Source organism: Citrobacter gillenii (genome assembly GCF_013337685.1).
Lineage (GTDB): Bacteria > Pseudomonadota > Gammaproteobacteria > Enterobacterales > Enterobacteriaceae > Citrobacter > Citrobacter gillenii.
Window position 1 is genome coordinate 534,088 of record NZ_SUQN01000002.1, and the last position, 15,074, is coordinate 549,161.

Annotated in this window: 13 protein-coding genes; 8 read left to right on the forward strand and 5 right to left on the reverse strand. The window is 52.5% G+C overall.

Features of this window, described 5'->3' with window-relative positions:
* Positions 1-4: 4 nt before the first annotated feature.
* The 3 genes from galE to modE all read right to left on the reverse strand — a co-directional run bounded on the left by galE (position 5) and on the right by modE (position 3,968).
* A complete protein-coding gene (gene galE, locus FCH32_RS06305; RefSeq protein ID WP_096757802.1) occupies positions 5-1,021 on the reverse strand; it encodes a UDP-glucose 4-epimerase GalE in 1,017 nt (338 codons plus the stop codon).
* Positions 1,022-1,639: 618 nt separating this feature from the next.
* Positions 1,640-3,112, reverse strand: coding sequence for a molybdate ABC transporter ATP-binding protein ModF (modF, locus tag FCH32_RS06310; RefSeq protein WP_174360655.1), 1,473 nt, complete (start codon positions 3,110-3,112; stop codon positions 1,640-1,642).
* Positions 3,113-3,179: 67 nt separating this feature from the next.
* Positions 3,180-3,968: a molybdenum-dependent transcriptional regulator gene (gene modE / locus FCH32_RS06315; protein ID WP_096757798.1), complete on the reverse strand. Its 789-nt coding sequence runs from the start codon at positions 3,966-3,968 to the stop codon at positions 3,180-3,182.
* A gap of 129 nt (positions 3,969-4,097) precedes the next feature.
* Here modE and FCH32_RS06320 point away from each other — a divergent pair, with 129 nt between their 5' ends.
* From FCH32_RS06320 to modC, 4 genes are all read left to right on the forward strand, one after another.
* Complete coding sequence (locus FCH32_RS06320) at positions 4,098-4,247, forward strand: AcrZ family multidrug efflux pump-associated protein (RefSeq protein WP_085047482.1); 150 nt, start codon at positions 4,098-4,100, stop codon at positions 4,245-4,247.
* A 199-nt stretch (positions 4,248-4,446) separates the two neighbouring features.
* On the forward strand, positions 4,447-5,220 hold the full coding sequence (gene modA / locus FCH32_RS06325) for a molybdate ABC transporter substrate-binding protein (RefSeq protein WP_174360656.1): 774 nt from the start codon (positions 4,447-4,449) through the stop codon (positions 5,218-5,220).
* Positions 5,220-5,909, forward strand: coding sequence for a molybdate ABC transporter permease subunit (modB, locus tag FCH32_RS06330; RefSeq protein WP_117341655.1), 690 nt, complete (start codon positions 5,220-5,222; stop codon positions 5,907-5,909). The genes modA and modB overlap by 1 nt, the downstream gene beginning before the upstream one ends.
* Positions 5,910-5,911: 2 nt before the next feature.
* The gene (gene modC, locus FCH32_RS06335; protein ID WP_115259020.1) at positions 5,912-6,970 is read left to right on the forward strand and encodes a molybdenum ABC transporter ATP-binding protein ModC; all 1,059 of its coding nucleotides are present in this window, start codon (positions 5,912-5,914) and stop codon (positions 6,968-6,970) included.
* Here modC and FCH32_RS06340 read toward each other — a convergent pair whose 3' ends face one another.
* Positions 6,971-7,789 carry a pyridoxal phosphatase gene (locus FCH32_RS06340; protein WP_117341657.1) on the reverse strand — a complete coding sequence of 273 codons (819 nt, stop codon included), beginning with the start codon at positions 7,787-7,789 and terminating at the stop codon, positions 6,971-6,973.
* Between the two features lie 166 nt (positions 7,790-7,955).
* On the opposite strand from FCH32_RS06340, the gene pgl reads away from it, so the two are divergent.
* Complete coding sequence (gene pgl / locus FCH32_RS06345; protein WP_115259018.1) at positions 7,956-8,951, forward strand: 6-phosphogluconolactonase; 996 nt, start codon at positions 7,956-7,958, stop codon at positions 8,949-8,951.
* Between the two features lie 65 nt (positions 8,952-9,016).
* Here the strand turns inward: pgl and FCH32_RS06350 are convergent, their stop codons facing one another.
* The gene (locus tag FCH32_RS06350; protein ID WP_115259017.1) at positions 9,017-9,961 is read right to left on the reverse strand and encodes a LysR family transcriptional regulator; all 945 of its coding nucleotides are present in this window, start codon (positions 9,959-9,961) and stop codon (positions 9,017-9,019) included.
* 179 nt (positions 9,962-10,140) lie between these two features.
* On the opposite strand from FCH32_RS06350, the gene FCH32_RS06355 reads away from it, so the two are divergent.
* From FCH32_RS06355 to FCH32_RS06365, 3 genes are all read left to right on the forward strand, one after another.
* Entirely contained in the window at positions 10,141-11,196 is a 1,056-nt protein-coding gene (locus FCH32_RS06355) for a 4-oxalomesaconate tautomerase (RefSeq protein ID WP_174360657.1), read from the forward strand.
* Positions 11,197-11,276: 80 nt separating this feature from the next.
* On the forward strand, positions 11,277-12,710 hold the full coding sequence (locus tag FCH32_RS06360; protein WP_117341659.1) for an anion permease: 1,434 nt from the start codon (positions 11,277-11,279) through the stop codon (positions 12,708-12,710).
* A gap of 91 nt (positions 12,711-12,801) precedes the next feature.
* Positions 12,802-15,066 carry a hydratase gene (locus tag FCH32_RS06365; protein ID WP_174360658.1) on the forward strand — a complete coding sequence of 755 codons (2,265 nt, stop codon included), beginning with the start codon at positions 12,802-12,804 and terminating at the stop codon, positions 15,064-15,066.
* Positions 15,067-15,074: the final 8 nt, after the last annotated feature.

Sequence of the window (15,074 nt, forward strand, 5' to 3'; positions counted from 1 at the left end):
GTCCTTAATCCGAATATCCTTGCGGATGGCGTGACTGCCAGTGCCAGGTGTCTTGTGCCATTTCGTCCAGCGTGCGGGTTACGCGCCAGTTTAATTCGCGATCGGCTTTGCTGGCATCTGCCCAGTAGGCGGGAAGATCGCCGTCACGACGCGGTGCAAAATGGTAGTTAATCGGTTTACCACAGGCTTTACTGAAGGCGTTGACCACGTCCAGTACGCTGCTGCCGACGCCCGCGCCGAGGTTATAAATATGCACACCTTGTTTACCCGCCAGTTTTTCCATAGCGACAACGTGCCCGTCGGCGAGATCCATCACGTGGATGTAATCGCGAACGCCGGTACCATCTTCGGTAGGGTAGTCGTTGCCAAATACCGCAAGCGACTCGCGGCGGCCAACGGCAACTTGAGCAATGTAAGGCATCAGGTTGTTGGGAATGCCCTGCGGATCTTCGCCCATATCGCCTGACGGATGTGCGCCAACCGGGTTGAAGTAGCGCAGCAGCGCGATGCTCCACTCTGGCTGGGCTTTTTGCAGATCGGTCAGGATCTGCTCGACCATCAGTTTGCTTTTGCCGTACGGGCTTTGCGGGGTTCCGGTTGGGAAGCTTTCAACGTAAGGAATTTGCGGCTGATCGCCATAGACTGTGGCTGAGGAGCTGAAGATGAAGTTCTTGACGTTGGCGGCGCGCATCGCGTTTACCAGACGCAGGGTACCGTTGACGTTGTTGTCGTAGTATTCCAGCGGTTTGGCAACAGACTCACCTACGGCCTTCAGACCGGCAAAGTGAATGACCGTATCAATGGCGTGATCGTGGAGAATTTCGGTGATCAGCGCTTCGTTGCGGATATCCCCTTCAATGAAGGTCGGATGCTTCGTGCCTAAACGCTCGATAACGGGCAGTACGCTGCGCTTACTGTTGCAGAGGTTATCAAGGATCACTACGTCGTGACCGTTTTTCAGTAACTGCACGCACGTGTGGCTTCCGATGTAACCGCTACCACCTGTAACCAATACTCTCATAATTCGCTCCGTTAAGCCTATGGTATGGAATGATCCTAGCATAACAAAGATGCGAAAAGTGTGACATGGAATAAATTAGTGGAATCGTTTACACTTCAGTGTTTTCACCGTTTAGCGTCTTTTTTTTAATTGTAAATCATAGGGTTTGTTCACGACTGCGCCATTTATCCGAAAAAGCAGGTAAAAAAATGGGCGTCCAATGCGTACAGCACGTCAGTTAGACATGTATGGAAAATGTATTAGCCCGGAGCAGGATGTCGCTTCAGCGCTCTGACTTTCAGTCAAATTAATTTCTCTGTTCAGGTAAGTTCAAATAACAACACCGGTGGTTAGGTGTGGGCTGGTCCGGCTGAAAATTGCCGACGAGTTTCCGTAAGGCCGGGAGAACCCGCAGGGATGTGGGTTCAGGGCGCGTTTTGCATGGACGCTTCCTCGCGCCCGGCCCGGTAGCCTGGAGGAATAAGCGGAGGGGACCACGAAGTGGCAATTTTCCCGCCGGGAGCCGGGATTGTAAAGGGGGTGGCGGAGAACGCCCTTTACCCGTTCACGGGTAGTGTGGCATCGGAGAAGCTATATACATGAGGTGAACGGAACAGCTTGCCTGAAATAACATGTTTATTATTCCAGGGACGTTTGTCGATAGCCATAGATCTCGCCGTCAGGCACAAACTCCAGTCGATGCGTAATACAGGCTGGCGCATCCTCGGCGTGGTGAGAAACGAACAGCAACTGGGTATCACCTTCGCCGATCAGCACATCAACAAAACGGCGGATCAACTGGCGATTCAGCGGATCCAGCCCCTGCAAGGGTTCATCGAGGATTAACAGAGTAGGGTGCTTAACCAGCGCGCGAACAATCAGCGCCAGTCGCTGCTGACCCCAGGAAAGGCTGTGAAACGGCGCGTCGGCAGTACGCTTATCGATGCCCAGAATGTCTAACCACTGCTGTACCAGCTTACGCTGCCGGTCAGAAACCGCCTGGTAGATACCGATCGAATCAAAATAACCGGAGAGGATCACGTTGCGTACCGTGGTACTGACGCGGTACTCGAGGTGCAGGCTGCTGCTGACATAGCCAATGTGTTTTTTAATATCCCAGATGGTTTCACCGCTGCCGCGACGACGACCAAACAGCGTCAGGGCGTTGCTGTAACCCTGTGGGTGATCGCCGGTGATTAAACTGAGCAGGGTGGATTTCCCTGCGCCATTTGGGCCGACAATTTGCCAGTGTTCGCCTGGATTCACCTGCCAGCTCAAGTGATGCAGAATAGGGCGATCGTTATACGAGACCACGCCATCGTTGAGCACAATACGCGGTTCGTGATCGGCCAACGTACGGCGAACAGAGGGTTCATCTGGTTCGGGTAATGTAATCCCGGCCAGCTGTTCGCTATGCGCAAGCTGGGCTATCAATGCCTGTTGCAGTAAACCGGCTTTCTCGCCGGTTTCAGTCAGGGTGCAATCCGCGAGGACGCCAGCAAACTGCACGAATTCTGGAATCTCATCAAAGCGGTTGAGGACCAGCACCAGCGTAATACCTGCCTGATGCAACGTGGCGAGCAAATCCGCTAACTGATGACGTGACGCAACGTCCAGTCCGTCAAACGGTTCATCCAGGATCAGCAATTCCGGTTCCGACATCAGCGCCTGACAAAGCAGGGTTTTACGTGTTTCGCCGGTAGAGAGGTATTTGAAACGCCTGTCGAGCAGATGCGTAATGCCAAACTGCTGCGCCAGCGCTTTGCATCGCGCTGGATTTTTGATTTCATCGAGAATGATTTCTGCCGTCGTGCGTCCGGTGTCGTCTTCGCCGGGGCTGAGGAGATCGGTGTTATTACGCAGCCATTCGTCGCTGACCAGTTGTTGCAACTGCTCAAAGGAGAGTCGGGTGATACGCGTGAACTGACAGCGGCGCTCGCCTTTTAACGGCGGCAATTCCCCCGCCAGCGCACGCGCTAACGCGGATTTCCCACTGCCGTTAGAACCGACAAACGCCCAGCTATCCCCCGCGTTCAACGTCAACGTATTCAACTGGAGCGTTTTTGTGTCGCTCAGACGAAACGTGCCTTGCGAAATTTGCAACGATGACATTTTATATCCCATTTTTTGCAGCAATGAACAACAGGGATACGTGTTCTGCGAGCCGATGTCAATCGACTCAACACAACGTGGCAATAATCACTCTGTCGGCGTTGAAATACGCGGTGACGTTAGCGCCTTCTTGCAGCGTCGCGGCGTCTTCCGACGGAACCGTGGCGCACAGCGTCTGGCCATCGGGCAGCGCCATTAACACTTCGCACTGTTCGGCGCCGCGCTCAATATGGCTGATGGTCCCCTGTAGTTGGTTATCAGCCGCCTGGGCGATAGCGTCGTCCTGGGTGATCCCCACCCATGGCGCCTTCAGCAGGACCAGCACTTCTTTACCCTCATCCAGCCCTAAACGTTCGCCACTTTGCGCCGTCAACGCGACTTTCAGCCGCGTTTCGCCATCGGCCAGCAGGACATCAACATGCTGCTGAACCTGAGAGTGGTCGCGTGCGGTAATGGTGCCAAACCACTGGTTACGGGCGCTGGTTTGCAGTGAAAAACGGGAGATGGCTGCCAGCAAACTGTTCAGCGGCAGGGCGTCGTCATCGCTTAGGACATCAAACGCTTTCTGCTGAATTTGTGCCAGCAAATCGTAAAGTTGGATTAGGCGCTGGCCATAGCGGGTTAATACCGCGCCGCCGCCGCCTTTGCCGCCGGTGGCGCGCTCTACCAGCGTTTGCTCACTGAGCTGGTTCATCTCATTGATGGCATCCCAGGCGCTTTTATAACTGATGCCCGCATCCTTCGCGCCCTGACTAATAGAGCCGGAAAGCGCAATGTGCTTAAGCAGCGAAATGCGGCGGGGATCGGCAAACAGCTTTTGCTGAAGTTTCAGGGTAAGAAGGATTTCGGCCTGCATATCAAGCTCCTGGCAAAAAGGATATTGTGACGGAAAACCGCGCGCGCGCAAAGTCGACCGCACAAAAGGGGAGTGCAATTCTGCGTTATGGGGTTAAAATACAGCTAAGGACTATATCTGGAGTTGATCATGTTAGAGTTATTGAAAAGTCTGGTATTCGCCGTAATCATGGTTCCTGTGGTGATGGCCATCATTCTGGGGCTGATTTACGGACTGGGTGAAGTGTTCAACATTTTCTCCGGTATCGGTCAGAAAGATCAGTCCAAACAGAACCATTGATTCCCCAAACGCCCGCTCAGTCGGGCGTTTATCTTTTTCGCCTTCCAGCTCGTTTTCGGTGCCTGTAGTTTCTCAAGATCCTGCTTTTCCTGCCGATAATTTCTTTATATAACCTTTGATGGGTACGAATAACCACTGGGAAAATCCTGAATTAATCGTTATATTGCTTCGTACATAACGAAGCTCAAAGGAGTTACAGATGGTACGTACATGGTTACGCTTGTTTGCAGGGGCAACACTCTCTCTTTCTGTTGCCGGGCATGCATTGGCGGATGAAGGCAAAATTACGGTGTTCGCCGCGGCGTCGCTGACGAATGCGATGCAGGACATTGCAGCCCAGTATAAAAAAGAGAAGAACGTGGACGTCGTCTCCTCTTTTGCCTCGTCTTCTACGCTGGCGCGCCAGATTGAAGCCGGTGCGCCCGCCGATCTGTTTATTTCCGCCGACCAGAAATGGATGGATTATGCGGTAGACAAAAAGTCTATCGACACCGCATCGCGTAAAACGCTGCTCGGTAACAGCCTGGTGGTCGTGGCGCCAAAAGCGAGCGAGCAGAAAGCGTTTGCCATCGACAGTAAAACCAACTGGACCAGCCTGTTGAACGGTGGGCGTCTGGCGGTCGGTGACCCGGAACATGTTCCGGCGGGCATTTATGCCAAAGAAGCGCTGCAAAAACTGGGCGCATGGGATACTCTGGCGCCGAAACTGGCCCCAGCTGAAGACGTACGCGGCGCACTGGCGCTGGTCGAACGTAACGAAGCGCCGCTGGGGATTGTTTACGGTTCCGATGCCGTCGCCAGCAAAGGCGTCAAAGTAGTCGCCACGTTCCCGGAAGATTCACACAAAAAAGTCGAATACCCTATCGCGATTGTTGATGGGCATTCTAACGCCACGGTCAGCGCGTTCTATGATTACCTGAAAGGACCGCAGGCTGCTGATATCTTTAAACGTTATGGATTTACGACCAAGTAATGATACTCAGCGATCCTGAATGGCAGGCCGTTATACTGAGCCTGAAAGTTTCTTCCCTGGCCGTGCTGTTCAGCCTGCCGTTTGGGATCTTCTTTGCCTGGCTGCTGGTGCGCTGCACGTTTCCAGGTAAAGCTCTGCTCGACAGCGTGCTGCACTTGCCACTGGTACTGCCACCGGTGGTGGTCGGTTATCTGCTGTTAGTGGCCATGGGGCGACGCGGATTTATCGGCGAGCGGCTGTACGACTGGTTTGGTATTACGTTTGCCTTCAGCTGGCGCGGCGCGGTGCTGGCGGCGGCGGTGATGTCTTTCCCGCTGATGGTGCGGGCCATCCGTCTGGCGCTTGAAGGCGTGGACGTCAAGCTGGAACAGGCCGCCCGTACGCTGGGGGCCGGTCGCTGGCGCGTATTCCTGACCATCACCTTGCCGCTGATGCTACCGGGCATTATTGTCGGCACGGTGCTGGCATTTGCCCGCTCGCTCGGCGAGTTCGGCGCGACGATCACCTTCGTTTCCAATATTCCTGGCGAAACCCGCACTATCCCTTCGGCGATGTACACCCTGATCCAGACTCCTGGCGGTGAAAGCGCGGCGGCGAGACTTTGCATGATTTCTATTGTGCTGGCGTTAATTTCGCTACTGATTTCTGAGTGGCTGGCGCGCATCAGCCGCGAACGGACGGGGCGATAATCATGCTGGAACTGAATTTCACCCAGACGTTAGGCTCGCACTGTCTGACGCTCAACGAAACGTTACCCGCCACTGGCATTACCGCGATTTTTGGCGTGTCCGGGGCGGGCAAAACCTCGCTGATTAACGCCATTAGCGGACTGACGAAGCCGCAGTCCGGGCGCATTGTGCTCAACGGTCGGGTGTTGAACGATGTAGAAAATGGCATCTGTTTAACCCCTGAAAAACGCCGGGTCGGCTACGTTTTTCAGGATGCGCGCCTGTTCCCGCATTATAAAGTGCGCGGTAACCTGCGCTACGGCATGGCGAAAAGCATGGCCGGGCAGTTTGATAAGCTGGTGACGTTGTTAGGGATTGAACCGCTACTCGAGCGCCTGCCTGGTAGCCTTTCCGGCGGTGAAAAACAGCGCGTGGCCATTGGTCGGGCGCTGCTGACCGCGCCTGAGTTGCTGCTGCTTGACGAGCCGCTGGCGTCACTGGATATTCCGCGTAAGCGTGAACTGCTACCCTACCTGCAACGCCTGGCGCGCGAAATCAACATCCCGATGCTGTATGTCAGCCATTCGCTGGATGAGATTTTGCATCTGGCCGATAAAGTGATGGTGCTGGAGAACGGCCAGGTAAAAGCGTTTGGCTCGCTGGAGGATGTCTGGGGCAGCAGCGTGATGCACCCCTGGCTACCGAAAGAACAGCAAAGCAGCATCCTCAAAGTCAGCGTGCTGGAACATCATCCGCATTATTCAATGACCGCGCTGGCGCTGGGCGACCAGCATCTGTGGGTTAATAAACTGGAGCAGCCGCTGCAAACCGCGCTGCGTATTCGTATTCAGGCCTCGGATGTATCACTGGTATTACAACCGCCGCAGCAGACCAGTATTCGCAACGTGTTGCGCGCCAAGGTCGCGCAGTGCTATGACGACAACGGGCAGGTGGAAGTGCAGCTTGAGGTCGGCGGTAAAACGCTGTGGGCGAGGATCAGCCCGTGGGCCAGGGATGAACTGGGCATCAAACCTGGCCTGTGGCTGTACGCGCAAATTAAGAGCGTGTCGATAACCGCCTGATTACAGCAGGTGAGAATAAATAAATTTGGCGATGCTGTCGGTGGTGTTGTCACCAATCACGATATTGGCGCGGGCTTTGACCGCGTCGTCTGCATTGCCCATCGCCACGCCGGTGCCTGCGGCTTCCAGCATACTGATATCGTTAAAGTTGTCGCCAAAGGCGATGACATTCTCCATTGACCCGCCCTGCGCTTCAATCCACTGGGTCAGGCGTTTTCCTTTGCTGTTGCCTTTGCGGGCCACGTCGACCTGATCGTGCCATGACCATTCGCACTCCAGCCCCAGTTGTTGCTCAACGTGCTTGCCAAAATGCTGCAGCTTAGGAATATCTTCGTCGGTCAGGGCAAATTTCCAGACGGCGTTAACGTCCTGTGCGGCCTGCGCCAGTGAGGGGACCTGGGTAAAGGTGGGACGCTGCTCCGGCGGCAGGGTTTGCGCCCAGTTTGCGGTACGTACCACATGCCCGGTCGGGCGCTCATACAGCATGGCATCGTCAACATACATCAGACCGTGGATCTGATGTGCCTCCAGCAGATCGATCAGTTGCAGTGCCTGATCAACGGGAAGGGGATCGGATTGCAGAACCTTTTTTGCCTGATAATCATACAAGTAAGTGCCATTACAGCAAATTGCAGGTGTATCCAGCGCCAGTGCCTGATAAAAAGGATGAATAGCAACGTGATGGCGACCTGTGACAATGATAAGTTGGTAGCCGGCTTCTCTGGCGCGCGAGAGCGCTTCGAGAGAAGAGGGCAGTAAGGTTTTTTTCGGGGTCAGCAACGTACCGTCTAAATCCAGGGCAATCACGCGAGTGGTCATCAGTTATTCCAGATTAAGGTTGAGAATTGTGTCTTTGGGCATGGTACACCGAGTCGGCAACCGGACAAAATTCTGAGTCTTAATTAAGCATTCACCGTTAAAAGCGTCTACCTTAGGCGTGTGTCAGGCAATTGCAGCCACTTGCCAAAAAGTAAAAGGAGCATTCATGAAGCAAACCGTTTATACCGCCAGCCCTGAAAGTCAGCAGATCCACGTCTGGAGCCTGAACCACGACGGTTCACTGACGCTGACGCAGGTGGTTGATGTACCGGGTCAGGTGCAGCCGATGGTCGTCAGCCCGGATAAGCGCTATCTGTATGTTGGCGTGCGTCCTGAGTTTCGCGTGCTGGCCTACCGTATTGCGCCGGATGACGGTGCGCTGACCTTTGCCGCAGAATCTGCGCTGCCGGGCAGCCCGACGCATATTTCGACCGATCATCAAGGTCGTTTTGTGTTTGTCGGATCGTACAACGCAGGCAGCGTGAGCGTGACGCGTCTGGAGGATGGCCTACCGGTTGAGCTGGTGGACGTAGTAGAAGGTATGGACGGGTGCCACTCGGCCAATATCTCTCCGGATAACCGCACGCTGTGGGTTCCCGCACTGAAGCAGGATCGTATCTGTCTATTTGGCCTCAGTGATGATGGCAAGCTGATCGCACAGGATCCGGCGGAGGTGACGACCGTAGAGGGCGCGGGACCGCGTCATATGGCGTTCCATCCGAATCATCAGTACGCCTATTGCGTCAATGAGCTGAACAGTTCGGTTGATGTCTGGGAACTGAACGATCCGCACGGCAAAATTGAGTGCGTACAAACGCTGGATATGATGCCAGCTGATTTCTCCGACACCCGCTGGGCGGCAGATATTCATATCACGCCTGATGGTCGTCATCTGTATGCCTGTGACCGTACCGCCAGCCTGATTACGGTGTTTAGCGTGTCAGAAGACGGCAGCGTGCTGACCAAAGAGGGCTTCCAGCCTACCGAAACCCAGCCGCGTGGTTTTAATATCGACAGCCGTGGAAAATACCTGATTGCCGCCGGGCAGAAATCGCACCACATTGCGGTGTATGACATTGCGGGTGAGCAGGGACTGCTGACCGAGAAAGGTCGCTATGCGGTCGGACAAGGCCCGATGTGGGTCGTGATCAACGCATACTAAGACTTTATGCCAAATGGCCTACGATAAGCACACGCTTCGTAGGCCTGATAAGGCATTAGCCGCCATCAGGCACTCTGTTTCCCCTGGAGATCGGAAATTGGTCGCCACAAGTTGTCCTTCTCTTCGGCCCACAGATTTAACAGCAGAGAAAAAAAGCGTTCAGCGGGAGGAGAGAGCACCGCATCTTTACGCCGAATAACGCCTAACGTGCGCCTAATCACCGGCTCAACCAGCGGGATGCCGATCAGCGTTGGATGCGACGTGTGCGGCATGGCCAACCCTGGCAACGCGGAAACCCCCAGCCCAGCCTCCACCAGGCCAAGCGAGGTGGATAAATGGCGAACCTCGTAAAACCAATCCAGCTTCCACGGTTTATCTGCCAGGTGTTGCTCAATCAGCAATCGGTTACCGCTCGACGAACGCACGCCTATTAATTTGCAATTCACCAGTTCTTGCCATTCGACCAGCTGTTTATGGGCGAGCGGATGATCGCGCCGACATGCCAGAACAAAGGGTTCGTTAACCAGCGGGGTGAATTCAATGGAAGAATTTGTGATGTTGTTCATGTTTATGCCAAAATCAGCCTCGTTGCAAAGTACGGATTCCATACAATTATTCGTACCTTGTTCAATAATTCGCACCTTAATATTGGGATATAGCTCATTAAATTTGCCGATCGCCAACGGTAAAAAATAGAAAACGGCGGTAGGGATACAGGATAACGTTACCATCCCGTGATAATGTGTATTCATTTTGCTTATATTAAAGATTGTTTCATCTAGGGTTCTAATTAATTCACGGGCTTCTGGTAATAACAACTGGCCTGCTTTTGTTAATGTGACTTTGCGGGTTGTTCTCTCAAATAGTTGAGTGTGTAAATACTCTTCCATTTTCTTTATTCTACGTGTTAATGCAGGTTGCGTAATATTAAGTAACTTAGCCGCATTGTTAAAAGAATTGGACTCTGCCAGCGTGACAAATGCTTTCATGCTCGATAATTCATGTTTCATTCCGACTCCAGACAAGGTTAAGGGACGTTCTGTCCTGATAGAGCGACCAGTTTACCTGCCATTGTTAATCTTGAATTAATAAAAAAAAGTCACTAATCACGACAACAAAGTCATTAGCCAGCGTATTTCACGCATGTAATCCTGTCTTTAATATGAATAATATAGTTGAGGACATTGGCGTGAAAAAAATACCTTGCGTTATGATGCGTGGAGGAACCTCCAGAGGCGCATTTTTATTAGCAGAACATCTACCACAAGAGAAAACGCAGCGTGATGATGTATTGATTAAAATTATGGGTTCCGGGAATGCGCTGGAAATCGACGGTATTGGTGGGGGTAATCCGCTAACCAGTAAAGTGGCGATTATCAGCCGTTCAACCGACCCACAGGCAGATATTGATTATTTATTTGCTCAGGTTTTGGTGCATGAACAACGTGTCGATACCACGCCAAACTGCGGCAATATGCTTTCCGCCGTCGGGGGATTCGCCATCGAAAATGGGCTGATTGCCGCCACAGCGCCGACGACGCGCGTACGGATTCGCAATATAAACACCAATACATTTATTGAAGCCGATGTGCAGACGCCGCAAGGTGTTGTTGAATATGAAGGCCCGGTAAAAATAGACGGCGTACCGGGTACGTCAGCGCCTGTAGCACTCACGTTCCTGAATGCCGCGGGGTCTAAAACAGGACGTATTTTCCCAACGGGAAACCATCGTGATTGTTTTGATACCGTTCCGGTGACCTGTATGGATATGGCGACACCGGTGGTGATTATTCCCGCTGAATATCTGGGCAAAACCGGTTATGAATCACCGGAAGAACTGGATGCTGACTCAGAATTATTAGCACGCATGGAATCTATTCGCTGTCAGGCAGGGCTGGCTATGGGGTTAGGGGATGTTTCCAATATGGTCATTCCTAAACCTATCCTTATTTCAGCGCCGCAGCAGAGTGGTGCAATTACTGTGCGCTATTTTATGCCTCACGCTTGCCATAAAGCGCTGGCGATCACTGGCGCTATTGCCATTGCCAGCAGTTGCGTGATTGCTGGGACGGTAACTCAGCAGGTAGCACCGGGGGTAGGGTATGGAAATATCAGCATTGAACACCCCGGTGGCTCACTGGATATTTATTTGAGTAATGAAAGTGATGATGCTACGGCTATTCGTGCCTCGGTGATTCGCACCGCCCGGAAAATATTTTCTGGTGAGGTTTACCTTCCCGCATAACGTTAATTAAAACGGTTATGCATCGCGGATACTGGATTTATTTCGCGAGATTGCCTGTACGTATAAATCAGGAATACCACATGAATGTGAAATCATTATGGAAGCTAATCGTTATATTGGCGATCCCCTGTATTATTGGCATTATTCCTGCGCCAGCAGGATTAACGGAACTGGCCTGGGTTCTTTTCGGTATTTATCTTGCCGCTATTGTCGGGTTGGTGATCAAACCTTTTCCTGAGCCGGTAGTGTTGTTGATTGCCGTCGCGGCATCAATGGTCGTGGTCGGTAATTTAGGTCACGGCGTACTAAAAACCAGCAGCGTTCTCAGCGGTTATGCGTCAGGCACCACGTGGCTGGTTTTCTCTGCATTTACGCTAAGTGCCGCGTTTGTGACTACCGGTCTGGGCAAGCGCATTGCCTATATTTTGATCGGCAAAATCGGGAATACCACACTGGGGCTAGGCTACGTCACTGTTTTTCTGGACCTGGTTTTGGCGCCAGCAACACCATCTAACACCGCGCGAGCGGGAGGGATTGTGCTGCCAATCATCAATAGTGTGGCGGTGGCATTGGGGTCTGAACCAGACAGAAGCCCACGCCGTGTTGGCCACTACCTGATGATGACGGTCTATATGGTCACCAAAACCACCAGCTATATGTTTTTTACCGCCATGGCAGGCAACATCCTGGCATTGAAAATGATTAACGATATCTGTCACCTGCAGTTAAGTTGGGGCGGATGGGCGCTGGCGGCGAGTTTACCTGGTATTGTGATGTTGCTCCTGACTCCGTTAGTTATCTACTTTATGTATCCGCCTGAAATTACCAAAGTGGATAACAAAACCATCGCCAAAGCCGGGCTCCAGGAACTGGGGCCGATGAAAGGGCGAGAAAAAATGCTGTTGGGCATTTTTGTTCTTGCACTATTAGGGTGGATCTTCAGTAAAAGCCTCGGCGTTGATGAATCAACGGTGGCCATTGTAGTGATGGGCGCGATGCTCCTCTTGGGCGTAGTGACCTGGGATGATGTGGTAAAAAATAAAGGGGGCTGGAATACCTTAATTTGGTACGGCGGAATTATTGGCCTGAGTTCTTTATTATCGAAAGTGAAGTTTTTTGACTGGTTAGCTGAACTGTTCAAAAATAACCTCTCTTTTGACAATCATAGCAATGTAGCCTTCTTCGTTATTTTGTTCCTGAGTATTATTGTCCGCTATTTCTTCGCTTCCGGTAGCGCTTATATTGTGGCGATGATGCCCGTCTTTGCCATGTTAGCGAATGTCTCTGGTGCACCACTGATGTTAACGGCTCTGGCATTACTGTTCTCTAACTCATATGGCGGAATGGTAACCCATTATGGCGGCGCGGCGGGTCCGGTTATTTTCGGTGTGGGCTATAACGACATTAAATCGTGGTGGCTGGTTGGCGGCATGCTGACATTCTTAACTTTTATTGTGCATATCACCCTGGGCGTATGGTGGTGGAGCATGTTGATTGACTGGAATATGTTGTAAATAACACGTCAATCTTCAGCCTATTAAATTTATTGATTAACAATGCCTTTGTGCACGGTATTTGTGCGGGCGTTGTACCATGGAGTATGTGATGATTAAATTATATGAGAAAGGCGTCTTTCTCTCCGAAAACAATGAACTGTTAACCGAGGAACATTGTTCCGGGCATATCGAAAAAGATCACGCGAAAAAAGGGACTATCGCCTGGTCGATTCTGTCGGCACACAATACGTCGGGAGATATGAACAAGCTTAAAATTAAGTTTGACTCATTAGCGTCACACGATATTACCTTTGTCGGCATTATTCAGACAGCGAAAGCTTCAGGTATGGAGCGTTTCCCGTTGCCTTACGTGTTGACCAACTGCCATAACGCATTATGTGCGGTAGGCGGGACCATTAACGGTGACGATCATCTGTTCGGGCTGTCCGCGGCGCAACGCTATGGGGGCATTTTTGTGCCTCCACATATTGCGGTGATCCATCAATATATGCGTGAGATGATGGCCGGCGGCGGAAAAATGATCCTCGGCTCAGACAGCCATACGCGCTATGGCGCACTGGGCACAATGGCAGTCGGTGAAGGTGGCGGCGAGCTGGTCAAGCAGCTGTTAAACGATACCTGGGATGTTGATTATCCTGACGTTGTTGCGGTCTATCTGACCGGAAAACCGGCACCTGGCGTGGGGCCGCAGGATGTCGCGCTAGCTATTATCGGCGCGGTGTTTAAAAACGGCTACGTCAAAAATAAAGTGATGGAGTTTGTCGGTCCGGGTATTAAGTCTCTCTCCACAGATTTTCGCAACAGCGTTGATGTGATGACGACAGAAACCACCTGTCTGAGCTCCGTCTGGCAAACGGATGACGAAACCCGCAGTTGGCTGGCGCTACATGGCCGTGAGCAAGACTATCGCCCGCTGAACCCGCAGCCGATGGCATATTACGATGGCTGTATTTATGTTGATCTGAGCGCCATCAAGCCGATGATCGCGCTGCCTTTCCACCCCAGCAATGTCTATGAAATTGACACCCTCAATGAGAATCTCACCGATATTCTTCGCGGGATCGAAATTGAATCTGCGCGTATCGCGCAAGGGAAAGCCAGCCTCTCACTGCTCGACAAAGTTGAGAATGGGCGTTTAAAAGTACAGCAGGGGATCATTGCCGGGTGCTCGGGCGGCAACTACGAAAACGTGATTGCCGCCGCCAGTGCGCTACGCGGTCAATCCTGCGGTAGCGACACCTTCTCGCTGGCGGTCTACCCCTCATCACAGCCGGTGTTTATGGACTTAGCGAAGAAAGGCGTGGTGGCGGATTTGATGGGCGCGGGTGCCATTATCCGAACTGCGTTCTGTGGCCCTTGCTTCGGTGCGGGTGACACACCAGTCAATAACGGGCTGAGCATTCGCCATACCACACGTAATTTCCCTAACCGCGAAGGCTCGAAGCCGGGCAACGGGCAAATGTCAGCCGTGGCGCTGATGGACGCGCGTTCCATAGCCGCAACGGCGGTAAACGGCGGATTCCTGACCCCGGCAACCGACCTGGACTGTTGGGACGAAATTCCGGCCTATGCATTTGACCCTGCGCCTTATAAAAGTCGTGTGTATCAGGGCTTTGTGAAAGGTGCCACGCAGCAGGCGTTAATCTATGGTCCCAATATTAAAGACTGGCCGGAGCTGGGTGCACTGACTGATAATATTTTGTTGAAGGTCGCCTCGAAAATTCTTGATGAAGTGACCACGACCGACGAGCTGATTCCATCAGGAGAGACGTCGTCCTATCGCTCAAATCCTTTAGGGTTGGCGGAATTTACGCTTTCACGGCGGGATCCCGGTTACGTGGGGAGGAGTAAAGCTACTGCTGAGCTGGAAAAACAGCGACGGGCTGGTGGTGTAAACAGCGCATTGTCACCCATCTTCGACCGTATTCGTCAGATTGCCGGTCAGGAAGATGTTGTGCCACTGGAAACGGGGATTGGCAGCATGATTTATGCCGTCAAACCGGGAGATGGTTCCGCGCGTGAGCAGGCGGCAAGCTGCCAGCGCGTGATTGGTGGGCTGGCGAATATCACCGAGGAATATGCCACCAAGCGTTACCGTTCCAACGTCATCAACTGGGGGATGCTGCCGCTGCAGATGACCGGGAAGCCGTCTTTCGAGGTGGGTGATTATATTTACATTCCCGGTATTCGCCGCGCGCTGGACGCATGCAGTCGCGAGATTACCGCATACGTACTGTATGAGAATGGGTCGGTTAGTGAAATTAGCCTGTATATGGAAAGTCTGACGGCGGAAGAGCGTGAAATCATCAAGGCAGGAAGTTTGATTAACGCGAATAAAGCGCGTTTGATGTAAGGCTTACT